This is a genomic window from Pseudoflavonifractor sp. HCP28S3_F10 (assembly GCF_052065415.1).
GTDB lineage: Bacteria > Bacillota > Clostridia > Oscillospirales > Oscillospiraceae > Pseudoflavonifractor_A.
This window is the reverse complement of sequence record NZ_JBQHUB010000017.1, coordinates 30,169-53,017: the sequence shown is the minus strand read 5'-3', so window position 1 is coordinate 53,017 and position 22,849 is coordinate 30,169. Positions and strand designations below refer to the sequence as shown.

The 22,849-nt window shown below is 61.2% G+C and carries 26 protein-coding genes and 2 tRNA genes; 12 read left to right on the top strand and 16 right to left on the bottom strand.

The genetic code is table 11. From position 1 onward, the window contains the following. Positions 1 to 42 precede the first annotated feature (42 nt). From ACTNBZ_RS08820 to ACTNBZ_RS08795, 6 genes are all read right to left on the bottom strand, one after another. A complete protein-coding gene (locus ACTNBZ_RS08820; protein ID WP_441209299.1) occupies positions 43 to 1,074 on the bottom strand; it encodes a threonine aldolase family protein in 1,032 nt (343 codons plus the stop codon). Between the two features lie 455 nt (positions 1,075 to 1,529). Beyond that, positions 1,530 to 1,964 carry a phage holin family protein gene (locus ACTNBZ_RS08815; RefSeq protein WP_441209298.1) on the bottom strand — a complete coding sequence of 145 codons (435 nt, stop codon included), beginning with the start codon at positions 1,962 to 1,964 and terminating at the stop codon, positions 1,530 to 1,532. Position 1,965: 1 nt separating this feature from the next. Further along, positions 1,966 to 2,688 carry an N-acetylmuramoyl-L-alanine amidase family protein gene (locus tag ACTNBZ_RS08810; RefSeq protein ID WP_441209297.1) on the bottom strand — a complete coding sequence of 241 codons (723 nt, stop codon included), beginning with the start codon at positions 2,686 to 2,688 and terminating at the stop codon, positions 1,966 to 1,968. A 15-nt stretch (positions 2,689 to 2,703) separates the two neighbouring features. After that, a complete protein-coding gene (locus ACTNBZ_RS08805) occupies positions 2,704 to 3,936 on the bottom strand; it encodes a leucine-rich repeat domain-containing protein (RefSeq protein WP_441209296.1) in 1,233 nt (410 codons plus the stop codon). Beyond that, positions 3,936 to 4,430, bottom strand: a complete 495-nt coding sequence (locus ACTNBZ_RS08800; RefSeq protein ID WP_441209295.1) for a hypothetical protein — start codon at positions 4,428 to 4,430, stop codon at positions 3,936 to 3,938. The genes ACTNBZ_RS08805 and ACTNBZ_RS08800 overlap by 1 nt, the downstream gene beginning before the upstream one ends. Then, positions 4,423 to 5,001 (bottom strand): hypothetical protein, encoded by a 579-nt coding sequence (locus ACTNBZ_RS08795; RefSeq protein WP_441209294.1) that lies wholly within the window; start codon positions 4,999 to 5,001, stop codon positions 4,423 to 4,425. Before ACTNBZ_RS08795 ends, ACTNBZ_RS08800 begins: the two co-directional genes overlap by 8 nt. A gap of 549 nt (positions 5,002 to 5,550) precedes the next feature. On the opposite strand from ACTNBZ_RS08795, the gene ACTNBZ_RS08790 reads away from it, so the two are divergent. After that, entirely contained in the window at positions 5,551 to 6,219 is a 669-nt protein-coding gene (locus tag ACTNBZ_RS08790; protein WP_441209293.1) for a helix-turn-helix domain-containing protein, read from the top strand. A 131-nt stretch (positions 6,220 to 6,350) separates the two neighbouring features. On the opposite strand, the gene ACTNBZ_RS08785 is transcribed toward ACTNBZ_RS08790, so the two are convergent. Further along, positions 6,351 to 6,434, bottom strand: a tRNA-Tyr gene (locus tag ACTNBZ_RS08785). A 31-nt stretch (positions 6,435 to 6,465) separates the two neighbouring features. After that, positions 6,466 to 6,541, bottom strand: a tRNA-Thr gene (locus ACTNBZ_RS08780). A 20-nt stretch (positions 6,542 to 6,561) separates the two neighbouring features. Here ACTNBZ_RS08780 and ACTNBZ_RS08775 point away from each other — a divergent pair. The 5 genes from ACTNBZ_RS08775 (at position 6,562) to rsmI (ending at position 10,360) form a co-directional block, all read left to right on the top strand. Then, on the top strand, positions 6,562 to 7,119 hold the full coding sequence (locus ACTNBZ_RS08775; RefSeq protein ID WP_441209306.1) for a sigma-70 family RNA polymerase sigma factor: 558 nt from the start codon (positions 6,562 to 6,564) through the stop codon (positions 7,117 to 7,119). A 56-nt stretch (positions 7,120 to 7,175) separates the two neighbouring features. Then, the gene (locus ACTNBZ_RS08770) at positions 7,176 to 7,826 is read left to right on the top strand and encodes an HAD family hydrolase (RefSeq protein ID WP_441209292.1); all 651 of its coding nucleotides are present in this window, start codon (positions 7,176 to 7,178) and stop codon (positions 7,824 to 7,826) included. 25 nt (positions 7,827 to 7,851) lie between these two features. Continuing rightward, positions 7,852 to 8,691: a methionyl-tRNA formyltransferase gene (locus tag ACTNBZ_RS08765; protein WP_441209291.1), complete on the top strand. Its 840-nt coding sequence runs from the start codon at positions 7,852 to 7,854 to the stop codon at positions 8,689 to 8,691. A gap of 153 nt (positions 8,692 to 8,844) precedes the next feature. After that, positions 8,845 to 9,483, top strand: coding sequence for a methyltransferase (locus ACTNBZ_RS08760; RefSeq protein WP_441209290.1), 639 nt, complete (start codon positions 8,845 to 8,847; stop codon positions 9,481 to 9,483). A gap of 37 nt (positions 9,484 to 9,520) precedes the next feature. Beyond that, positions 9,521 to 10,360: a 16S rRNA (cytidine(1402)-2'-O)-methyltransferase gene (rsmI, locus tag ACTNBZ_RS08755; RefSeq protein WP_441209289.1), complete on the top strand. Its 840-nt coding sequence runs from the start codon at positions 9,521 to 9,523 to the stop codon at positions 10,358 to 10,360. A gap of 182 nt (positions 10,361 to 10,542) precedes the next feature. Here rsmI and ACTNBZ_RS08750 read toward each other — a convergent pair whose 3' ends face one another. Continuing rightward, the gene (locus ACTNBZ_RS08750) at positions 10,543 to 10,785 is read right to left on the bottom strand and encodes an AbrB/MazE/SpoVT family DNA-binding domain-containing protein (protein WP_161846349.1); all 243 of its coding nucleotides are present in this window, start codon (positions 10,783 to 10,785) and stop codon (positions 10,543 to 10,545) included. A gap of 277 nt (positions 10,786 to 11,062) precedes the next feature. Between ACTNBZ_RS08750 and ACTNBZ_RS08745 the strand changes: the two genes are divergently transcribed. Both ACTNBZ_RS08745 and ACTNBZ_RS08740 read left to right on the top strand, forming a co-directional pair. Continuing rightward, positions 11,063 to 11,686: a spore maturation protein A gene (locus ACTNBZ_RS08745; RefSeq protein WP_441209288.1), complete on the top strand. Its 624-nt coding sequence runs from the start codon at positions 11,063 to 11,065 to the stop codon at positions 11,684 to 11,686. Continuing rightward, entirely contained in the window at positions 11,683 to 12,210 is a 528-nt protein-coding gene (locus ACTNBZ_RS08740; protein ID WP_441209287.1) for a spore maturation protein, read from the top strand. Before ACTNBZ_RS08745 ends, ACTNBZ_RS08740 begins: the two co-directional genes overlap by 4 nt. Before the next feature lie 47 nt (positions 12,211 to 12,257). Here the strand turns inward: ACTNBZ_RS08740 and ACTNBZ_RS08735 are convergent, their stop codons facing one another. The 5 genes from ACTNBZ_RS08735 to ACTNBZ_RS08715 form a co-directional block, all read right to left on the bottom strand. Then, a complete protein-coding gene (locus ACTNBZ_RS08735; protein WP_441209286.1) occupies positions 12,258 to 13,157 on the bottom strand; it encodes a prephenate dehydrogenase in 900 nt (299 codons plus the stop codon). A gap of 3 nt (positions 13,158 to 13,160) precedes the next feature. Beyond that, entirely contained in the window at positions 13,161 to 14,180 is a 1,020-nt protein-coding gene (aroF, locus tag ACTNBZ_RS08730; protein WP_441209285.1) for a 3-deoxy-7-phosphoheptulonate synthase, read from the bottom strand. Between the two features lie 347 nt (positions 14,181 to 14,527). After that, complete coding sequence (locus ACTNBZ_RS08725; RefSeq protein WP_441209284.1) at positions 14,528 to 15,406, bottom strand: MetQ/NlpA family ABC transporter substrate-binding protein; 879 nt, start codon at positions 15,404 to 15,406, stop codon at positions 14,528 to 14,530. A 464-nt stretch (positions 15,407 to 15,870) separates the two neighbouring features. Then, a complete protein-coding gene (locus ACTNBZ_RS08720) occupies positions 15,871 to 16,596 on the bottom strand; it encodes a methionine ABC transporter permease (protein ID WP_441209283.1) in 726 nt (241 codons plus the stop codon). Continuing rightward, positions 16,589 to 17,593: a methionine ABC transporter ATP-binding protein gene (locus ACTNBZ_RS08715; protein WP_441209282.1), complete on the bottom strand. Its 1,005-nt coding sequence runs from the start codon at positions 17,591 to 17,593 to the stop codon at positions 16,589 to 16,591. The genes ACTNBZ_RS08720 and ACTNBZ_RS08715 overlap by 8 nt, the downstream gene beginning before the upstream one ends. Before the next feature lie 255 nt (positions 17,594 to 17,848). Here ACTNBZ_RS08715 and ACTNBZ_RS08710 point away from each other — a divergent pair, with 255 nt between their 5' ends. Continuing rightward, positions 17,849 to 18,343 (top strand): CDP-alcohol phosphatidyltransferase family protein, encoded by a 495-nt coding sequence (locus ACTNBZ_RS08710; protein ID WP_441209281.1) that lies wholly within the window; start codon positions 17,849 to 17,851, stop codon positions 18,341 to 18,343. 92 nt (positions 18,344 to 18,435) lie between these two features. On the opposite strand, the gene ACTNBZ_RS08705 is transcribed toward ACTNBZ_RS08710, so the two are convergent. Then, complete coding sequence (locus ACTNBZ_RS08705; protein ID WP_441209280.1) at positions 18,436 to 19,497, bottom strand: LCP family protein; 1,062 nt, start codon at positions 19,495 to 19,497, stop codon at positions 18,436 to 18,438. 139 nt (positions 19,498 to 19,636) lie between these two features. After that, on the bottom strand, positions 19,637 to 19,867 hold the full coding sequence (locus ACTNBZ_RS08700; protein WP_441209279.1) for a hypothetical protein: 231 nt from the start codon (positions 19,865 to 19,867) through the stop codon (positions 19,637 to 19,639). Positions 19,868 to 20,102: 235 nt separating this feature from the next. Between ACTNBZ_RS08700 and ACTNBZ_RS08695 the strand changes: the two genes are divergently transcribed. The 3 genes from ACTNBZ_RS08695 to ACTNBZ_RS08685 all read left to right on the top strand — a co-directional run bounded on the left by ACTNBZ_RS08695 (position 20,103) and on the right by ACTNBZ_RS08685 (position 22,670). Then, entirely contained in the window at positions 20,103 to 21,155 is a 1,053-nt protein-coding gene (locus ACTNBZ_RS08695) for an ABC transporter substrate-binding protein (RefSeq protein WP_441209278.1), read from the top strand. A gap of 136 nt (positions 21,156 to 21,291) precedes the next feature. Beyond that, positions 21,292 to 22,065: an ABC transporter permease gene (locus ACTNBZ_RS08690; protein ID WP_441209277.1), complete on the top strand. Its 774-nt coding sequence runs from the start codon at positions 21,292 to 21,294 to the stop codon at positions 22,063 to 22,065. Next, a complete protein-coding gene (locus ACTNBZ_RS08685; protein ID WP_441209276.1) occupies positions 22,062 to 22,670 on the top strand; it encodes an ATP-binding cassette domain-containing protein in 609 nt (202 codons plus the stop codon). The genes ACTNBZ_RS08690 and ACTNBZ_RS08685 overlap by 4 nt, the downstream gene beginning before the upstream one ends. Positions 22,671 to 22,849 lie beyond the last annotated feature (179 nt).

Below are 22,849 nucleotides of genomic sequence, written 5' to 3'. Positions count from 1 at the left end.
AAAGATCCGGATACCCGCCTGGGTATCCGGATCTTTTGCGTATCATCCGTCCAGGATGGCCATCAGGGCGTCCACGTCCTCCGGCCGGGTGGCCCAGCTGGTGGCGAAACGGACCACGGTGTGGTCCTCGTCCAGCTCTTCCCAGATGCTGAAGACCACCTGCTCCCGCAGCCGCTTTAGTTCCCCCCGTTCCAGGATGATGAACTGCTGGTTGGTGGGGGAGTCCAGATAGAAGCGGTATCCCCGCTGCCGGAAGCCCTCCTTGAGCCGCCGGACCATGTCGATGGCGTGGCGGCTGATGGTGAAATAGAGATCATCGGTAAAGAGAGCGTCGAACTGGGCGCCCAGCAGCCTGCCCTTGGCCAGCAGGGCCCCCCGCTGCTTGACGATGGTTAGAAAATGAGGAGGCATGTTCCCCCTGGGGAAGACCACCGCCTCGCCGCACAGGGCGCCCACCTTGGTACCGCCGATGTAGAACACATCACAGCAGCGGGCGATGGTCTCCAGCGTCACATCGGTCTCATCGCTCATCAGGCCGTAACCCAGCCGGGCGCCGTCCAGGTAGAGGGGAATGTGATAGCTGCGGCACAGCCGGGAGAGTTCCTCCAGCTCCCCGGCGGAGTAGAGGGTGCCGTACTCCGTGGGGTGGGAGATATAGACCATGCCGGGAAAGACCATGTGCTCATGGGTGCCGTCGGCCCAGAAGGTGCGCAGGAGCCGCTCCAGGTCGCCGGCGCACAGCTTGCCGTTGTGCTCCGGCAGAGTGAGCACCTTGTGGCCGGTGTGCTCGATGGCCCCTGCCTCGTGGACGCTGACATGGCCGCTGGAGGCTGCCACCACCCCTTCGTAGGAATGGAGCAGGCTGTCGATAACCACGGCGTTGGTCTGTGTGCCGCCTACCAGGAAAAAAATGTCGGCCTCCGGACAGCCGCAGGCCTGCCGGATCCTGGATCTGGCGCTCTCGCAGCAGGGATCGCTGCCGTAGCCGGACATGGGCTCCAGATTGCTCTCGATCAGCCGCTGCAGGACGGCTTCATGAGCTCCCTGGATATAGTCGCTCTCAAAGGATAACATGGAGATCACTCCTTTTGCGGTCAAACTAAAATTTATTATAATGCGTACTGAACAAAGCCAATTGGCCCTGAAAGCCAAGACTTTCAGGGCCAATTGGCTTTGTTCAGGAGCACGGGTTTGGGGCAAAACTGCCCCAAACCCGTGCTCCTTCCGCTGGAACGCTCCAGCGGAAATACGCATTGTAACAGCGCCTGAATTTCACAAAAACAGCTAAACTCAGCTGTTTTTGTAAAATTGCGCGGCCCTTGCCGCGCGAATAAACCGCAAAACGGTTTATTCAGCAGACATTATTATAACAGCAAGCCGCAGTACAGACAATAGTTGGCTCAGAAGAATATAAAAACAGAGCATGATCCCATCATTCCCATCATTGAGATGCATGCTGATATGACGGCATAGACCGATCATGATAAAAATTGCCCGCCCACAGGTCATCCCTGCGGGGCGGGCTTTTGTCATTCGTCTCCTTTTGATTTCAGCATGTCCAAAGCGTTCTTCAATCTCTGGGGATAGGGCACACCCATGAGACCCAGGTTCTCCAGGATGGAAAGTCCTTCATTGCCCAGAAGAAAGAGGACCACCATGGTGCGCACGGTGGTCCCGTCGCCGGCCATGGCGTCCAGCCGGGCGCCGATGAGCACCAGCAGAAGACAGGCTGCTTTTTTGACGATTCCTTCAAAGCAGATCCTGCTGTCAAGGCCGCCGCCCCTGGATTTGGCGGAGGCCCTGAATACACCGGCTACTACCAGTCCTGCCACATAGTCCGCCGCCATAAAAATGACGAGAGTGGTCAGGCTGTCATCCCAGCCGCCCATGGCATTGGAGACAGCTGTACCGCAGGCGGCGAAGACGGTCAGGGCCGCATGTTTGACATTTATGGTATGCTCCATGTTATGCCCCTTTCATGATATGTCCCGCCATAGCCCGGATGAGTGCCTGCACGTTTGCGGCGGAGTAATTGCCTGCCTTCCAGTAGTCCGGGCTGGTGATGATCCCGGCGGAGGCCAGGGCATCCACATCGGCGTCCAGCCCGCTGCCCGTCTCCCACTCCACACCCAGGTAATCGCACACGCCCCGGGCGGTGGCCGTGGCCAGCTTGTCCCGGTGGGCATCGCTCTTGAGGAGGCGCACGTCCTCGGCGTTGGTGTGGAAGCCGTACTCCACGATCATGGCCGGGGCATTGGTCTTAGCCAGCACGGTATAGCTCTTGTTGTGCTGGAGTCCGCTGCCCTGGACCACCACCCCCGCCTCCCGCATCCGCTTGATGACGCAGTTTGCGGCGATGTTCCGCCCGGCGGAAGCTCCCGCCATGGATGTGTACACGATGAGCCCTCGGGTGACACTCCACCCCTTGGCCCCGGTGGCGTTGGAGTGCAGCGATAAAAAGAGATCCGCCCCCGCCCGGTTGGACACGTTAGCCCGTGTGGTGAGACTGGGATATTCGCTCTCGGTCTTTGTCATGACCACCTTCACGCCCCGGGCTTCCAGCAGGCGGCGTACCCGCTGTCCCATATCCCAGGCAAATTCATACTCCCGGTAGCTCCCGTCCGGGGAGCCGTTGACGCAGCCCGGCCCGTGCCCCGGGTCCAGGCAGACGATTTTGCGCTCAGCCATACCATATTTCCCCCATTATACCGGTTCCTCCCGCATTTTGTCGGCATACGTGGCCCAGTTCGTGGCGGTCTGGTAGGCCTCAAGGCTGCCAGCCGGGACATAGATCACGCAATCGGACGGTATGCCAGAGAATGCGTTTGTTGCCGAAAGCCTGGGCGGCGTGGTCGGTTTAAGGTGGTATTCTGCCATTCCATAGCAGCTATAGAACGCACTGTCCTCGATGCTCGTCACGCCATCCGGGATGGTAACAGAAGCCAGGCTGCGGCATTCCTTGAACGCACCTTTCCCGATACTTGTCATGTCGTCCGGAATGGAGATGGAGGCCAGAGAGTAGCAGAAATAGAACGCATTGTTCCCAATACTTGTCACGCCGTCCGGAATGGAGATGGAGGTCAGAGAGTAGCAGGACTGGAACGCATAGTCCCCGATGCTCGTCACGCCATCCGGGATGGTGACAGAGGCCAGAGAGTAGCAGAAATAGAACGCATAGTCCCCGATGCTCGTCACGCCATCCGGGATGGTGACAGAGGCCAGAGAGTAGCAGAAATAGAACGCACAGCGCCCGATGCTCGCCACGCCGCGTCCGATTTCGACTTTTCGGAGCATATTACAGTATACTGCCCCACCATTACCGGTGGACCCCCCCATCACGCAGTAGCTGGAACTTGCTCTTCCAACCCCAAGCGTACACCCATTCGCCGGGTCCAGGGTGATGACATAGTCGCCCACGCCTTGGTAGGCGTGGGTGGTGTTCACATTTCCGGTTCCCGCCAGAGTCTGCGTCCCGCTGCCGTCGCCCCAGTCGATGGTCACGCCTCCAGCCACGGTCTGGGAGAAGTACAGCGGCACATTCATACGCCCCTCGGCGGCGATACGGATATAGAGCCGGGTCTTGCCGTCATCGGTGATGTACATGGCGCCCACGTTCATGGGCCGGGTCAGAGCTTTCACCTTGTCCAGCGTCCAGTTCCAGCCCTGGAACACCAGTCCCTCATGGACAGGCCCGTCCGGCAGGGCGGTGAGCGCCTGAGCTTCGGCTACGGTATAGGCGGCCACCAGCGTACCGTCGTAATCGTAGAAATTGACCTCCTTGGGAGAGACGGAGCCACCGCCCCCGCCGCCCGTCTGGATGGCCCGGATGGCCTCCGCCATCTCGGAGGGCTTATACGCGGCTGTCAGCCCGTTCTTTTCCCGGATAGCCGCCGCTATATTCCCGTAATGAGTATTGTCTGTCGCAACGATTGCCATCAGTAACTCACCTCGTCTCCACTGGACAGCTCCGCCAGCACATCGCTCACAATTGCCTTCCGGTCCGCAGCCGTCCAGTAATCCACGCCTCGGGTAGGCGTGTGGCCATCAGCTCCGGCAGGGCCCTGTTCGCCCTGCGGGCCTGTGTCTCCGGCGTCACCCTTCGGCCCCTGCGGGCCGGGTTCTCCCGTATCGCCCTTATCGCCCTTAGGGCCCTGAGGGCCTTCCGGTCCGCGTGGTCCGGTCTCGCCCTGTATGCCTTGCGGGCCCTGCGGGCCAGCCGGGCCGGTATCGCCGGTATCTCCCTTTGGGCCGGCAGGCCCCTGCTCTCCCTGCTCACCCTGCTCGCCCCGGGGGCCAATAGGCCCCTGGACGCCCTGTTCGCCCCTGGGCCCCCTCAAGCTCTCCAGCCACTGGTTCTCTGTGCCCTCAAAGCCGTTTTTCACCGCAATGGCGTAGGCCGTCACCGGGCCCAGATTGGTTCTCTTAGACATACAGCACCTCCAGCTCCCCGTTTTCTGTGATCTCAAATCCGGTGGTCAGCGCGTCGCCGGAGACGGCGTAAAGGCAGCCGTCCCCGCCAACCTCCATGTACACCCAGGCTTCCTTTCCGGTGACGTACTCTGCCACTTCCTCCGCCGCTTTTGCCGCATCCTTGGCCTCGGATGCGTCCTCCCTGACGGCGTTGATCCACTGCTGATACACGTCCGGCGTGGGCTCCTCTCCTGGCTGGGCCGGCTCCGCGCCCGGGTGGACGAAGAGGCCAAAGTCATGGGTCCACACCGTGGGCCGCACCCTGTCCCCGTCGATGCCGTAGACGCCCACGCAAAGGTAGGCGTTCTCGATCAGGCACTCATGGGGCACCTGACACCGGCCGTCCGAGATGACCATCTCCCGGCGCACCTCTTGGCCGCCGCGCTCCACCGCCCGGAACACCGCCGTCTTGGCATAGCCGTCCCAGCTCCCGTCAAAGCGGAACTCCGCCGTGAAGATACGGACGGAACCGGCCACCAGCCGCTCCGTGGATACCGTCTCGATGGAATTGTCCGAAACATTAAACTGCATTTATTGCCTCCTTTTCTCTGCGTCCCACAACGCGGAACTTCCATGTCCCCGGCAGCTCCGCCGGGCGGCCCCGGGACTGTATCAGTTCCGGAATCATAATCCCGACTTTTCTTATTCCGTTCACCTCCTCCTCCGTGGCAGGCTTACCGACAGCCCGTGGTTCTTTGGCAAAGACAGCTGTGGACGCATTCAACACCTTCGTGGCTTCGTATGATCCCGATCCCGGGCGGGATCATACTTTAACAGAATGATGAATTTAATTCACTATACAATTAAAAAAATAAAGCGCAAACCGTTATCTTTAAACTTGGACTTATCCGGGCAAAACCTGCCGATAGGCGTATACAAGGTTCAAAAACGTGTGCTTTAAACAGTGCCGCCTTGGACCTCCATTCGGCGTAGTTTATGCTTCAACTAAAACGTGAATTGTGTTCACATCTTAATCATAACACTGATGTGAATATATGTCAACATATTTTCGAAATTTAAAATTGTGTTGACATATATTCACACATGTGGTATTGTCTTAATTAAAAGGAGGCGGATGCAGTGGAGACTTACGAAAATATCAGGATCCTGCGCGAAAAATTGGGCCTGTCCCAGGAAGCGCTCGCTGAGATGGTGGGCTATAAAGACCGTTCTTCCATTGCAAAGATCGAATCCGGACGGGTTAATCTGTCCGAATCGAAGATCGCTGCGTTTGCAAAGGCCCTGCACGTTACGCAAGCGCAGCTGATGGGGATCACAGACCGCCATCCTGATGGCCTGGAAGAAGGGCAAAGAAAATTTCAGCTCTCGTCGATTGGCGCGGAGCACATTGATTTTTCGAAATACCACACAATCCCCATTCTGGGACGTATCTCGGCGGGGCTGCCCATTTACGCGGAAGAGAATATTGAGGGGTATACCCTTACAGACCTGAACGGCGGTGCGGAGTATTTTGCGCTCCGGGTCACGGGAGACAGTATGAACGCCATTGGCATCAACGACGGATATCTCATCGTGGTCCGCCGGCAGGATGAGGTGGAGAACGGCGAAGTGGCCGTGGTCCTGGTGGGTGATAACGATGCCACCGTCAAAAGGTTCTATGCCACGAACAGTATCGTCACCCTCATGCCGCAATCCACCAATCCTGTTCACCAGCCCCAGATCTATGACCTGAACAGGACCAGCGTCAAGGTCCTCGGCAAGGTGGTCAAGGTGGAATTTCAGCTGTGACGGACGTGAATTGATAGAAGGGGCCGCCCGGTCCGTCTGCGGGCCGGGCGCATGGAAAAATCCCCTGCATCCGTTGGGATGCAGGGGATTTGACAGACAAAAAAACGCCCCGCCGATTGGCAGGACGCTTTTGGTGGAGGAGGGTGGATTCGAACCACCGAAGCTAACGCAACAGATTTACAGTCTGCCCCCTTTGGCCACTCGGGAACTCCTCCATATAAACTTGTCTGCTCCGAATGGGGAAAATGGAGCTGGTGGACGGACTCGAACCCCCGACCGGTTGATTACAAATCAACTGCTCTACCAACTGAGCTACACCAGCAAACCAGCTCGTCCACAACGCTGATTAGTTTATCATCTAAAAAGAATTTTGTCAACACCTATTTTCGATTTTATCTGCTTTTTTCAAGGAGAGGAAGGGAGAGAGAGCGGACGCGGAGCTACAATCAATGGGACCCGCTGCGGGACCTGCAGCAAAGACCTCCCGACGGCTGGTGCCGCCGGTGCGGAAACGAACTGTATGGAGAGGAGAGGGAGCTGTGCCCTCTCTGCCGCAGGGAACAGGATGAAGGGGGAAATACAATGGGAGAGATCCGATACCGCAGGGGCAAAGCCTTTGCCGCGCGCATGGCCGACTGTACGGGAAGGGAGGATCCAAAGGAGGATAGCCGGCATCAGCAGCTGCGGCGCAGGCTGATCCGGGCCATGCAGGAAGAGCTGACTCCACGCCAACGGGAGGTATTGATCCTCTATTATGGCGCGGAGCTGAACATGCGTGAGATCGCTGAGCGGCTGGGAGTGGACAGGTCCACCGTCTCCCGCACCATCCAGCGCGGGGAGGGGCGGCTCAAACGCTGTCTCCGCTATGGAGCAGCTGCCCTGCTGGACGGGGAAGGCTGATTGCCCGCGCCGCCGATCTGTGATACAATAGAACAATTACAGGAGGAGGACGTTCCATGGATTACAGAGCGGTCATATTTGACTTTGATTTTACGCTGGCCGACGCCTCAAAGGCCATCGTGGCCGGGTTTCGCCATGGCTTTCAGAAGATGGGCCACCCGCAGCCTGACCCGGACGCAGTGCGGCACACCATCGGCATGACGCTGGAGGACGCCTATACCCTGCTCTCCGGGGAGAAGAGCCCCGCCCGCCGGCAGGAGTTCCGGGAGTATTTTTCCCAGGTGGCCGTGCCCATGCAGGTGGAAGCCACCGAGTTTTTTCCCGGTGCGGTGGAACTGCTGAAGGCGCTGAAGGTTGCAGGAGTGCCTGCCGCCATCGTCAGTACCAAGCGGGCGTCCACACTGAGGCGGGTACTGGAGGCCAGGGGCCTTCTGGATCTGCTGGCCTCTGTCACCGGCGGCGAGATGGTCGTCAGCCCCAAACCAGACCCGGAAGGACTGTTGACCGCCATTGCGGACCTGGGGCTCACGCCGGACCGGGTGCTTTACTGCGGGGACACGGTCATCGACGCCGAGACCGCCCGGCGGGCCGGAGCCCATTTTGCGGCCGTCCTCAACGGGACCACTCCCGCCGAAGCCTTTGAGGAGTATCCGAAGGAGTACGTGGCCGCCGACCTGATGGAGCTGAAAGGCTGGCTGCGCCTGTGAGCGGGATTCTGACAGGAGGAAGAACATGAAAGTAGCTTATGCCGGTTTTGACCTGCTTTACCCCTGTCTGGAGGAGCTGGAGCAGACCGGGTGCCAGGTGGCGCAGATCTTCACCTATCCCACCGACCAGGTGTATGAGTTCAACCGGGACGTGGTATCCTTCGCCCGGCAGCGGGATATCCCGTGGACGGACCGGCCTATTACGGCGGAAGACCTGTACGCCCTGCTGGACCAGGGCTGCCAGGCCCTGATCTCCGCTGGCTATATCTACCGCATTCCCACCAGCACTCCCATGCGCTGCGCCAACGTCCACCCCGCCCTGCTGCCGGTGGGCCGGGGGCCATGGCCCATGCCGTGCACCATCCTGAAGGGCCTGAAGAAGAGCGGCGTCACCATACACAAGGTGGCCGCCGGCTTTGATACCGGAGATATTTTGGTGCAGGAACCCTTTCCGGTGGCGGCGGAGGATACGCTGGAGACCATGACGGAGACCATCCGCACCCTGGCCCCCCGGCTGCTGCGGCGGACAGTGGAGGACTTTGACCGCCTATGGGAGAAGGCTGTCCCCCAGGGGGCGGGGGAGTACTGGCCGGAGCCGGCGGAGGAGGAGCGGACCTTCACGCCCTGGGACCGGGCGGAACGGGTGGACCGGATCGTCCGGGCCTTTGCCGGGTACGGCAGCGTGCTGCGGCTGGGGGAGCGGAGCATCACCGTGGTGCGGGGCTCGGTGGAGTTCGGGCGGCATACCGGGCGGCCCGGCGTGCTCCGCACAGAGGACGGCTGCCCGCGGCTGACGCTGAACGGCGGATGGCTCTCCCTGCGGGAATGGCGGGAAGAAGAGGCCGGGACAAGGGAGACGCTGTGATGCAGGCGGACCCGGCAGTTGGGCGGCCGTGCCCCCGGCGTGCAGGACATGTGTCCGGGATACGCCGTACCGGCGTCCCTGATGGAGACGCCCATCTACATCTGGCGGGCGCCGGGCGCGCTGCCTGTCATCTGACAGAGGAGTTGAGGCGGGATGGATGAGCGATTGGGGCCTTATATGTACCACCGGGACCCGGTCTGCTTTCCGCTGGGCCGGGACAGCCTGGAGCTGGGGAAGTTTGCCACGGTGCGGCCCCAGTGGCGGGTGTGCGACCTGGGGTGCGGCGGCGGCGTGCTGCTCCTGCTGCTGGCGGACCGGGCGGTTGGTCTGACCCTGGCCGGGGTGGAGATCTGCCCTCAGGCGGCGGAGGCGGCTCGGGCCAACCTGGCGCGCAACGGTTTGGCGGGGACCATCGTCACCGGGGATCTGCGGGACTGTCCGCTCCCGCCGGGGCAATGGGACCTGGTGATCTCCAACCCGCCCTATTTCCCGGTGGGGGCGGGCCGCTCCGGAGGCGGAGCCCGGATGGAGGAGCACTGCACGCTGGAGGACCTCTGCGCCGCGGCAGCCCGGCTGCTGGATAACGGCGGGCGGCTGGCGCTGGTCCACCGGCCTGAACGACTGGCAGACCTGATGGTCACGCTCCGGTCCCACCGGCTGGAGCCCAAGCGGATGCAGCTGCTCCAGCATGACAGGGCCCACGCCCCCTCAGCGGTGCTGCTGGAGGCGATCAAAGGCGGAAGGCCGGGGCTGGAGCTGCTGCCAACCGCCTTTGTCAATAACGATTTGTAATATAGCAAGAGAAAAATACAAAAAAGGGAGGCGCCTTATGGCCGGAACCCTCTATCTTGTCCCCACTCCCATCGGGAATCTGGGGGATATCTCTCAGCGCATGGCGGATACTCTGGCGGAGGTGGATTTCATTGCCGCCGAGGACACCCGCGTGACCATCAAGCTGCTCAACCATCTGGAGCTGAAAAAGCCCATGGTGAGCTATTACCGCCACAACACCGAGGCAGGGGGACAGGCCGTCCTGGCCCGCCTGCTGGCAGGGGAGAGCTGCGCCCTGGTCACCGATGCGGGAACCCCCGCGGTCAGCGACCCCGGTGAGGAGCTGGTGGCCCTCTGCGCCGGCGCAGGGGTGGACGTAGTGGCCATCCCCGGCCCCTGCGCCCTGATCACGGCACTGTCTGTATCCGGACTGCCCACGGGACGGTTTACCTTTGAGGGCTTCCTCCCCATGAACAAAAAGAACCGCAGGGCCCATCTGGATTCCCTGCGGCAGGAGAAGCGGACCATGATCTTCTACGAGGCCCCCCACAAGCTCACCGCCACGCTGGAAGATCTGAAGGAATACTTTGGCGGGGAGCGCCGGCTCACTCTCTGCCGGGAGCTGACCAAGCTCCACGAGGAGGTGAGGCGGACCACCGTGGGGGAGGCGGCTGAGTGGTATGCAGCCAACCCGCCCAGGGGGGAATTTGTCCTTGTCCTGGAGGGGGATGCCGGACAGGAGGAGAAAGCCTACACGCTGGATGACGGTCTGGCCCGGATAGCCGAGCTGCGGGAGGGGGGCGCCTCCCTGAGGGATGCGGTGCGTCAGACCGCCAGGGAGTACAGTCTCTCCCGGAACGAGCTCTACGATCTGGCCGTTGGGAAAACTGGAAAATAGCGCGGGACCAACCGGAAAGAAAAAAGGTTTTTTATAGAAAGAAATAACATTTTATTCCCATAGAAAAATGGAAAAACAATTACTATATGTATTGAATATTTTTCAATATTGTCTCATGCATATATGAAAAGATCCCCCGCCGGTCTCCGGACCGCCGGGGGATCTTGATATAGATGGGGATGTTATTTGCCCTGCAGCTCCTTCAGGCAATTGGGGCAGATGTTCTTGCCGCGGAAGTTGATCACGTCCTTGGCATCGTCGCAGAAAATGCAGGCGGGCTGATACTTCTTCAGGACGATGGAGGCTCCATCTACATAGATTTCCAAAGAGTCCTTTTCCGCGATGTCCAGTGTGCGCCGGAGCTCGATGGGGAGAACGATCCGGCCGAGTTCATCGACCTTTCTGACAATGCCGGTAGATTTCATAGCGATACGTCCTTTCTTGAGGCTACCATGTTTTTCTATGTTTCACTAGAAACTGACATTATTATAACATATGGTATTTGATTGTCAATTGATATTTGGAAATTTTTATCGTATATTTTCGACCTTTGTCGCAAAAATGGAATAAATTGTATTTTGCGGTGCTAAAGAAAGAAAATGGATGGGAAATAAACTCTTTAGTCGGCAAAAAAGAGCATGTAAGCGTGGTGCAAAAGCGTAGAATAGAACTAATTAAAGAAGGTGGAAAGAAGAGGATATTATGGGAATGTCGGTTATATGGACAGCCATGGTGACGGCGGCGGTGGTGTGCGGCCTGCTGACCGGACGGGGGCCGGCGGTGGCAGCCGCCGCCATGGAGGGAGCGGCCGCGGCAGTGGAGTTATGCCTGTCCATGGCGGGGCTGCTGTGCCTGTGGATGGGGGTCATGGAGATCATGAAGCGCTCGGGTCTGTCGGAGGGCCTGTCCCGTCTCCTGCGGCCGGTGCTCAAGCGGCTCTACCCCGAATTTGCCCGGGACGCCGCCGTGATGGACAGTATCTCGGCCAATGTATCGGCCAATCTGCTGGGGCTGGGCAATGCGGCCACGCCGCTGGGGATCCAGGCCGCCCGGCTCATGAGCCGGAAGACGCCGGGTGTGGCCTCAGACGCGCTGTGCATGCTGGTGGTGTGCAACACCGCCTCCATCCAGCTCATCCCCACCACGGTGGCCAGTGTTCGTGCGGCGGCGGGATGCGCCGCTCCGTTTGATATCCTGCCGGCGGTGTGGCTGGCCTCGGCCATCTCGGTGACGGTGGGGATCCTGGCGGCCCGGCTCTTTGCCAGGCTGCGTCCCCTCCCCGCCCCGGCAGGGCGGCGGCTGGCGGCGGAAGGAGGGCGTACATGACCGATCTGCTCCTGACCATGCTGGTCCCCCTTCTCATCATGGCGGTGGCCCTGTGGGGCGCGGTGCGGCGGGTGGACGTGTACGACGCGCTGGTGACCGGAGCCGGGGAAGGACTGGGGGTGCTCATCAAGATCGTGCCGCCTCTGGTGGGTCTGCTGACGGCAGTGTATATGCTGCGTGCCTCCGGCGCCCTGGAGCTGGCGGCTGCGGCCCTGGCCCCCTTTCTCCGGGTTTTGGGGATCCCGCCGGAAACGGTGGGCCTGCTGTTGGTCCGGCCGGTGAGCGGCAGCGCCGCCCTGGGCGTGGGAGCCGAACTCATCTCCACCTACGGGCCGGATTCCACCATCGGCCGCACCGCGGCGGTGATGCTGGGTTCCACCGAGACCACTTTTTATACCATCGCCGTCTATTTTGGAGCGGCGGGCATCACCAGGACCCGCCATGCCGTCCCCGCCGCCCTGTGCGCTGATCTGGCGGGTTTTACTGCCGCGGCGTGGGCGGTGCGGGTATGTTTCGGAGCATAACACGTAAAAAGCCGCCCGTCATGAGACGGGCGGTTTTTTACAACCGGTTAGCCCAGCAGGTCGGGACCGGGGAGGTCCATCTCCCGCTTGCGGGCGGCGGAGTATGCGAGCTTTTCGGCCAGACGCCGGGTATCTCCCGAGGAAAGCACATCACGGTAGTCCTTCAGGTTGTCCAGCAGCCGGTCCAGCGCCGCCACCAGAGCAGGGCGGTTCATAGAGAACAATTCGGTCCACAGCCCCACATCCAGGGCGGCCACCCGGGTGCAGCCCCGGAAGGAGGAGCCCTCAAAGCCCTTGCACTGGAAGAGCATGGGGTCGTCGCACACGCTGACGGCGATGATGTGCATCATCTGGCTGGTGTAGGCGATCATGGCGTCATGGGCCTCGGGGGTGGTCTTGAACACATCCCGGCAGCCCATATGGGCCGCCATGCGCTCCAGAAGGGCGACATGCTCCGGCGTGCTGCTCTCCCGGGGGGTGAGGATAAAGTGGCTGTCCCGGAACATCTCGGCAAAGGCGTGCTCGATGCCGGAGAATTCGGTGCCCGCCATGGGGTGGCAGCCGATGAAATCCACCTGGGGCGGCAGCACCTGCGCCCCTTCCAGGATGGAGGTCTTGACGCCGCACACATCGGCCACCAGGGAACCGGGTTTGAATTGTTCCCTGTACTCTTCCAGAAAACGGACAATGCCCCGGGGATGGAGGGCCAGCACCACTACGTCGGCGCCGGGGATGACCTCACCGGCCTCGCCGGTGACAAAGTCGGCCACGCCGTGCTCGGCGGCAAAGCGGAGGGTGGGCTGTGACACGTCCACGCCCACGATCTCGTAGTCCTCAAAGTCCCTGAGGGCCAGGGCCATGGAGCCGCCGATGAGGCCCAGGCCCACCACCACCAGGCGTTTGCGCATCCCGGCCGAGGTGGCGGGAGAGACGGTCTGCGTGCTCATGGCTCAAACCTCCCGGCCCATGCACGCCGCGATGGGGGCCAGCTTGCCCATCAGGTCCCGGAAGGCGGCGGGGGTGATGGACTGGGCGCCGTCGCACAGGGCGTTCTTGGGGTCGTTATGGACTTCGATGATGAGGCCGTCGGCCCCGGCGGCCACGGCGGCCATGGCCATGCGCTCCACCATCCAGGCCTTGCCGCAGGCGTGGGAGGGGTCCACCACCACCGGCAGGTGGGAGAGCTGCTTCACCGCCAGTACGGCGGACAGGTCCAGGGTGTTGCGGGTAAAGGTCTCGAAGGTGCGGATACCGCGCTCGCAGAGGATGACCCGCTGGTTGCCCCCGGCCATGATGTACTCGGCGGACATGAGCCACTCCTCGATGGTGGCGGAGAGCCCCCGCTTGAGGAGGATGGGCTTGGTGGTATTCCGGCCCAGCTTTTTGAGCAGGTCGAAGTTCTGCATGTTCCGGGCCCCCACCTGGATCACGTCCACGCACTCCTCAAAGAGCTCGATGTACTCGGTGCCCATGATCTCGGTGACGATGGGCAGTCCGGTGGCCGCCTTGGCCTCCTGCAGCAGCTTGAGGCCCTCGCACTCCAGGCCCTGGAAGGAGTAGGGGGAGGTGCGGGGCTTGAAGGCACCGCCCCGCAGGGCGCAGGCGCCGCTGTCCTTCACCGACCGAGCCACCCCCACGATCTGCTCCTCGCTCTCCACCGAGCAGGGACCGGCGATGACGGCCAGCTTCTTACCGCCCACCAGGGCACCGCCGCCCAGGTCGATGACGGTGTCGTCGGGGTGGTATTTGCGGTTGGCCTTTTTGTAGGGCTCGCTGACCCGCATGACCCGCTCCACGCCGGGGAGCTGCTCCAGCATCTCCAGATCCACCTTGGCGGCGTTGCCTTCGGCGCCCAGCACCGTGGTCTCGCTGCCCTTGGAGATATTGACCTTCACGCCGCCGGCCTTCATGGCCAGAATGGCCTCCTGCAGCTGTTCGGGGGTGAACCCCTGTTTCATGATGACTACCATAGCCGGTTCCTTCCTTTCTCAATGTCCGCAGAGAAAAACCGCGGCCGCCCATCTGGGCTGCCGCGGTTTTGGTCGTTCCGTGTTTCCCCGCGCTGCGGGGAGGGGACCGCCATCCTGACAGGCCGGTTATGGGCAGGCAGAAATTCCGTTGCCGTAATAGCAGCGGTAATAGCCGTATCCATAACCGAAGCGGTGCAGCATGGCCGGGACCTCCTGTTTCAGTATATTGGAACTTTAACACTTTTAGGAGCTAAAGTCAACCCCTGATTTTCACTTGCGGAAAGAAAAAGCGGCCCGGCGCCCTCACGAAGGAAGGGCCGGGCCGCTGCGCGGCACAGGGGAAATGCTTAGAACACGGGGACCACGGCGCCGCCGTAGGTCTCCTCCATAAAGGTCTTGACCTCATCGCTGCACAGAGCCTGGGCCAGGGCCTGGATGGCAGGGGAATCCTCGTTGCCTTCCTTGACGGCGAGTACGTTCACATAGGCGGTGGCAGCCTCGCCGTCGGCGGCCTCAACGGCCAGGGCATCGGCCACCTTCAGGCCGGCGTCAATGGCATAGTTGCCGTTGATGACGGCCATGTCCACATCGGCCAGACGGACGGGCAGCTGGCTGGCCTCAAGCTCCACGATATCCAGGTTCTTGGGATTCTCGGCGATGTCGGCCTTGGTAGCGGTGATGCCGGCGCCGTCCTTCAGCTTGATGAGCCCCTCCTGCTCCAGCAGCAGCAGGGCACGGGCCTCGTTGGTGGTGTCGTTGGGCACGGCGATCTGGGCGCCGTCGGCCAGAGCGTCCAGGCTGGCGGTCTTGCCGGCGTACAGGCCGAAGGGCTCATAGTGGACCTCGGCGGCGCTGACCAGGTGAGTACCGTCGCTGGCGTTAAACTCATTCATGTAGGTGATGTGCTGGAAGTAGTTGGCGTCCAGCTCGCCGTTCTCCACGGCCAGGTTGGGCTGGATGTAGTCGTTGAACTCCACGATCTCCAGGGTGATGCCCTGCTCGGCCAGGATGCCCTTCACCACTTCCAGGATTTCGGCGTGGGGGGCGGGAGTGGCGCCCACCTTGAGGGTAGTGCCCTCCAGGGAGTTGGTCTCGGCGGGGGCGGAGGCGGCAGGGGAGGAAGCCGCGGGCGCGGGAGTGGAAGCGTTTCCGGAAGTGCCGGAGCAGCCGGAGAGCAGGCCGAAGGCCAGTACGCCGGACAGGAGCAGAGAGACAAATTTCTTCATGATGCATTCTCCTTTTCTAAAATTGGATCTATGTGAACCGTTGTCAGCGGGATCCACCAGGTCAGACGGCACAAAAAAACGCCCTTGAAAAACATCAAGGACGAGAGCTTTCCGCTTCGTGGTACCACCTTGCTTCACCAGTCCCTCACGGGAAAGGCCTTACGGAGTACGAACATACTCCTGCGCGGTGACGGGCGCGCCCGTCGCAGCCTGTGCCGGGAAAGACAGTCGGCTGCGCCGCTCCGAGACCATCTTCGCCGGAACCTTCCGTACCCGTTTCCACCATGCCGGGCTCTCTGTGACGTATCTTTCCGGTTACTCTTCTCTTCTTCGCGTTTGGGGGGCAATATTCAATTCCACCTGGATTGCAACTAGTGTACCGCAAACCAAATGTCCTGTCAACTTGCGATTATTCCAAAAGAACAGGGGCGGCAAAGAAGCTTCTTTGTCGCCCCTGCTGAATCTTACTGCTTTTTCTTCCGCTTTCCGCTGCGGTTGATGCGGTGGTCGGACCGCACGGCGACGCGGGTGCCCACGGACTGGAAGATCTGCACCAGTACCACCAGCACCACCACGGACACCCAGAGGATGATCTTCATCCGCCGCTGATAGCCCAGGTTAAGGGACATGGAGCCCAGGCCGCCGCCGCCGATGGCGCCCGCCATGGCGCCGTAGCTCAGGATGGTGATGAAAGCGGTGGTAAAGCCGGAGATGAGGGAGGGCCGGCTCTCGGGCAGGATGACCTTGGCAATGATCTGGAAGGGGGAGCAGCCCATGGATTCGGCCGCCTCGATGACGCCCCGGTCCACTTCCCGCAGGGAGGACTCCACCAGGCGGGCCACAAAGGGGAAGGCCGCCACGATCAGGGGAACGATGGTGGCCACAGTGCCGATGGAGGTGCCCACGATGAGACGGGACAGGGGGATGACCACCACCATCAGGATGAGGAAGGGCACCGAGCGCAGGATATTGATGACAAAGTTCAGCACTGTCATCACCGGCTTGGGCAGGGGGAGCACGCCGCCCTGCTCGCCTACTACGGTGATCACACCCAGGGGCAGGCCGATGACGTAGGCGAAAAAGGTGGAGATCACCGTTACATACAGGGTCTCCCAGATGGCAAAGAGGAGGCCGTTTTTGCTCAGCTCCAGCAGGCGGAGCACCTCAGCGTTGTTCAGCAGATCAGCCATGGTAATTGGGCACCTCCTCCATGGTCACATTGGGTTGGCTCTTGATGTAGGTGATGGCCTTGGCGGCCTCGGCGTCGTTCTCCGGCAGGCCGATGAGCATGGTGCCAAAGGCCTGGCCCTTGATGTTCTTGGTGTCGGCCCCCAGGATGTTCACCTTCACGCCGCAGTCAATGGCCAGGCTGGCGATAAGGGGTTCGTAGGAGGAGCCGCCGTTGAAGGCGATGCGCACCACCCGGTTGGTTTTCAGCGGATCCAGGATGACGCCGTCGGGGTAGACCAGCTTGCGTCCGGCCTCGGTCCTGGGATTGGAGAAGACCTCTTCCACCGAGCCGGTCTCCATCACACGGCCGTGGTCCAGGATGGCCACGTGGGAGCAGATCTCCTCCACCACCGCCATCTCGTGGGTGATGATGACCACGGTGATGCCCAAGCGCTTGTTGATGTCCTGAATGAGCCGCAGGATGCTCCGGGTGGTGGTGGGGTCCAGGGCGGAGGTGGCCTCGTCGCACAGCAGCACCTTGGGGTCGGAGGCCAGGGCCCGGGCGATGGCGATGCGCTGTTTCTGGCCGCCGGAGAGCTGGGCGGGGTAGGCGTCGGCCTTGTCGGGCAGGCCCACGATGTCCAGCAGCTCCAAGGCCCGCTTTTTGGCCTGGGCTGCCGGGACTCCCGCGATCTCCATGGGGAAGCAGATGTTCTTCAGGCAGGTGCGCTGCATGAGCAGGTTGAACTGCTGAAAAATCATGCTGATGGAGCGGCGCTTCTCCCGCAGGGCCCTGGGGGACAGGGCGGTCATGTCGTCCCCGTCGATGAGGACCCGGCCCTGGCTGGGCCGCTCCAGCAGGTTGATGCACCGCACCAGGGTGGATTTTCCGGCGCCGCTCATGCCGATAATGCCGTAAATGTCCCCGTCGTTGATGGTGATGTCCACATGGTCCAGCGCCGTGAACGGCCCATCCTCCGACGGGAAGGTCTTGCACAGATCTTTTAATTCGATCATGTTGCCTTTCTCCTTTGTATTTGGATAAAATCCCCGTTTTTTGAGGCTTTTTGATGAAATTGATACAGAAGATATTGTATGACAGAAGCTCTGGTATGTCAAGGCGTGATCGGTGCGGCCCCTTTTGGCCTGAAATGCCGGTGGCTTTCATTCCGGTGTTCTGGCGAATCATTGAAATGACCGGTGAGATATGGTAGTGTTATAAAAACAGGCAAATTGGAATTTGTCAAAAAACCATTTGGAAAGGATCGGATAATGGCAAACATAGTTACGGGTTGTCGCATCTCCGGCAGCATATTGCTGCTGTTCTTTCCCGCTTTTTCATCGTGGTTTTATATTCTCTATCTGGTCTGCGGGTTTACCGATATGATTGATGGAACGATCGCCAGGAAAACAAACACCGCCAGCGAGTTTGGGGCAAGACTGGATACTGCTGCAGACTTTCTGTTTGTGGGAGTATGTTTGGTTAAACTGCTTCCGGTGGTACATATGCCGGGTTGGCTGTGGATATGGATATCGCTGATTGCTGCTATTAAAATAATCAATCTCATATCAGGATTCGTTTATGAGAAGCGATTTATAGTGGAACATACCATAGCAAATAAGCTCGCGGGATTATTGCTGTTTCTGCTGCCTCTGACATTGTCTTTTATAGATCTTAAATACAGCGCCATTATAATCTGCTTCATAGCGACATTTGCGGCCATTCAGGAGGGATATTTCATCAGAACGGGACGGGAAATTGTGTAATATGGCAGAAACAGACCGCACGTTAAGTGAAAAGGGATCTGGCGCGTACAGACGGCCGGGACCGTCCTGTGGACGATCCCGGCCGTCTGCGGTCATTTCTGGGGCATATTGGTCATTTCCAGTGTCACGGGGGTGGTATAGGGGTTGACCATCTCGTTGATGATCTCCAGGGTCTTTTCCCGGTCCAGCTGGTGGCAGTAGGTCCAGCCCTTGTAGGTCACGGTGCTGTCGCCGGGGAGGGTGGCGTTGGAGATATTGTCCAGATCAAAGCCCATGGCGGGCTCCACGAACCAGAGCATCTCGCTCAGCTCCAGGTCGGTCTTGACATACTGGGAGAAGATCTCGATATACTGGCCGATCTTCTGGGGATTGGAAAGGACTTTTTTGGCGATGAGCTTGAGCATCTCCTGCTGGGTCTGGGTGCGCTGGATGTCGGAATAGGCCACCTGGGTCTTGCCGGTGTTGTTGTGGCGGAACCGGGCCACCTCCATGGCCTGCTGCCCGTTCAGGTGGCGCATGCCGGGGGAATAGTGGATGTGCAGGTCCTGGGTGGGGTCGTCGTAGTCCATGTAGACGGGGATATTGAAGTCGATGCCGTCCACCGCGTTGACCAGGGACTGGAAGCCCCGGACGCCCACGGTCACATAGTGGTCGATGGGGATGCCCAGCATTTGAGAGACCGCGTCCTTCAGCCCGTCGGCGCCGTAATAGGCATAGGCCGAGTTGATCTTGCGGAAGTGGGAGCCGTCCGGGGCGGTACCGTCATAGATGGTGTCCCGGGGAATGGAGATGAGCCCCACCTTCTGGTTGATCGTGTCATACATGCCCACCATAATGGTGTCGGCATTGCCGCTGGTGGCGTCGCTGGCTGCCAGCAGGAAGGTCCAGGTGGAGTCCTTGCGGACAAGGGAAGGGGCGGGCGTGTCATCCGGGTCGTCCGCCTGACCGCTGTTCCCGCCGGAAAGGGGCGCGCGGCTGGGCTGAACGGCGGGGGAGGCAGGCTCCTGCGAGGCGAAGGAGGGCTTTTTCTTGGCAAAATGGAACGCGCAGTAGAGCGCCACCACGACGGCGGAGAGCACTACCAGCATGCGGTAAAGGGCACGGCCGAAATAGTAGAGAGGAGAGTGCTGGCTTTTTTGAACGCGCTTTCCCATGGAGCGGAACGCTCCTTTCTCTTATGTAATAGTTATGTCAACAAATGACCAATTGCTAGTATACCGAATCAGACGCGGTTCGGCAAGGGAAAGTTGAAAAATTTATGCAAATGTAAGAAACAGTGGGAGAAGGAGCGGCCTACTCCCCGCACCGGCCGCTGAGCACGGCCGCGGTAAGGAACTGGACCGCACCGGTCAGGTCGGAGAGGAGCTGGTTCTGCTCCAGGAGCGCCTCCAGCATCCGGGTCTGCACCGGATCAGGCCCGGAAGGGCGGCAGGCCGGACAGGGAGGCGGGACCATGGGACGGGTGTAGCGGTTCATGGGCTCGCCGCCCTCCCGGGGCGGGACGGGAGAAGAAGAATGGGTCATGAGACAGACCTCCTTAGATATTAATCTGCGGGATAGTCCATGGTATGCACCCCAAGGAGCGGCGGTGCGGGGGTGAAAAGGGAGTTGACAGGGTAAACTGATTGGTGTAAATTGAATCTGCTTCCGGTGAGAGGAACGGACGGGCGCACGGCTCTGCGCCGGCAGAGTGCGGCGGACCGTGCGCTGTTTTTGTCCCGGCCGGCTCTCCGGCAAATCAGAAAGGAAAGTGACTGCAATGAAACGAAAGAATGCTCTTGCGCTGGCGCTGAGCCTGGCGCTTACCCTTGGTCTGCTTGCGGGCTGCGGCTCCAAGCCCGCCCAGCCCACCGCCAGCCCCTCCCCCGCGCCCACGGCGGAGCCTACCGCCGCCCCTTCGGTTGAGCCCACCCCCGCGGCGGAGCGGCCTGAGGTCAGCCTGGCCGTGCTTAACGGCCCCACCGGCATGGGCGCGGCCAAGCTCATTGCCGACAATGCCGCCGGGACCAGCCTGAACGCCTACAACGTCCAGGTGGCGGCCCAGCCCACCGACCTGGTGGGCAAGCTGACCAGCGGAGAGGTGGATATCGCCGCCCTCCCCACCAACGTGGCCGCCGCCCTGTACCATAAGACCAACGGCGGCGTCAAGCTGATGGCTCTGAACACCCTGGGCGTGCTCTACATTCTGGAGAACGGGGACACCGTCCACTCCATGGCCGACCTGAAAGGCCAGACCGTCTATGCCACCGGCCAGGGCGCCAACCCTGAGTATGTGCTCAACTATCTGCTGCGGGAGAACGGGCTGGACCCGGCCCGGGACGTGACCATTGAATGGAAGACCGCCGAGGAGGTCCAGGCCCTCATGGTTTCCGGCGAGGCCAAGCTGGCCATGCTGCCCGTGCCCGCCGCCACCGGCGTGGTGATGCAGAACAAGGACGTGCGCCTGGCGGTGGACTTCAACCAGGCCTGGGAGGACGCGGGCGCTGAGGGGACCCTCACCATGGGCTGCATCGTGGCCCGCACCGCCTTCCTGGAGGAGAAGCCCCAGGCGGCGGAGAACTTCCTGAAGGAGTACGCCGATTCCATTTCCTATATCACCGGCGGGGCTGAGGACGCGGCCAAGCTGGTGGTGGACGCGGGCATCGTGCCCAAGGAGCCCATTGCAAAGGCTGCCATCCCCCAGGCCAATCTGGTGTGTGTCACCGGGGAAGATATGACCGGGATCCAGCAGTACTATGAGGTCCTCTTTGAGGCCGATCCCTCCTCCATCGGCGGCGGGATCCCCGACGACGGCTTCTATTACCTGCCCTGAGGACGGTACGGGAGCGGAGACGGCAAAACAGCGTCCCGTTCCGGGCAAACATGATTTTGACAGGCTGGAGAGCCGGGCCGGACGCCCGGCTCCCGCTGTATGACGGCAGATCTCTGACCGGGAGGAGGAGAACGGCGTGAAACGGAAACGGCGCAGTCCGGCGGGCGTCCTGCTGCCTCTGGTTTTCTGGCTGCTGGTGTGGCAGGGGGCTGTGTGGTATCTGGAGCGGGTGAAGGGCATGGGCACCGACCTGATCCTTCCCGCGCCGCTGCTGGTGGGCAGGACCCTGCTGGAGCTGATGGGGACGCTGACTTTCTGGCAGACCGCTGCGGCCACTCTGGCGCGGATTTTTGGCGGACTGCTCTCCGGCGTGCTCCTGGGAACGGCCATCGCGGTGTGCACCAGCGCATCTTCTGTGGCCGACCGGCTCCTGTCCCCGGCGGTGCGGGTCATCCGGGCCACGCCGGTGGCATCCTTCATCCTGCTCATCATCCTGTGGGCCCCCACCGGGCGGGTACCCGCCATCGTGGCGGCCCTGATGGTGCTGCCGGTGGTGTGGGGCAGCGTGAGCCGGGGCATTGCACAGACCGATCCCCTTCTGCTGGAGATGGGACGGGCCTACCGCTTCGGGCGGTGGAGGACCGTGCGTCTGATCTACGCGCCCTCGGTGCTGCCCTACTTCGCCAGCGGCTGCCACACGGCCATGGGCCTGGCCTGGAAGGCGGGGGTGGCCGCCGAGGTGCTCTGCGTGCCCAAGCTGGCCATCGGCACCCAGGTCTATTTTTCCAAGATCTATCTGGAGACGCCGTCCCTCTTTGCCTGGACCATCGTGGTGGTGGCGCTGAGCTTCCTGCTGGAGCGGGTCATGGGCGGACTGCTCCGGCGGCTGGAAGGAGGGGTACGGACGTGATCGAGGGGAAAGATCTGACGGTGCGCTATGGGGAAAAGAAGGTGCTGGACGGTTTCTCCTTCGCCTGGCCGGAGGAGGGAATCACCGCCCTGTCCGGTCCCTCCGGCTGCGGAAAGACCACCCTGCTGCGTCTGCTGGCCGGGCTGCTGCGGCCAGAGCGGGGAGAGGCGGTCCTGCCCGGCCGGGCCACGCTGCTCTTTCAGGAGGACCGGCTGCTGCCCTGGCGCACAGCGGAGCAGCACATTGCCGATGTCCTCCCCCGGGAGCGGCGGGGGGAGGCCGTGGACTGGCTGGCCCTGGCCGAGCTGGAGGCGGAGAGGGATGCCTATCCCGCCGCCCTCTCCGGCGGCATGCGGCGGCGGCTGGCCCTGGCCCGGGCCCTGGCCTGCGGCGGGGCGGTCTATTTGCTGGACGAGCCCTTCACCGGCGTGGATGCCGGGCGGGCGGAGCGCATCCTGGGACGGGTGCGGAAGCTGGGCGTACCGGTGATCCTGTCCAGCCATGAGAGCGGCGTGGTGGCCCTGGCCGACCGGGTCATCCGGATGGAAGGCCCTCCGCTGCATGTCATTGCCAGTGAAGAGCGGATGGAATTTCCTGAATTGTGAAGATTCTATTAAAGAAGTCTTAGAGGGCCCGAAAACGCCTTGCGTTTTCGGGCCTTTGTGGTATGATACTGAAACGGAATCTGAAAGCCAAGCGAGCATGCCCTTAAAAGGCCATGGGATCTTGTGATGGCCGGCGGAGGGCAAGTAGGAGAAAACATGAAACTGCTGAGCAAATCAAA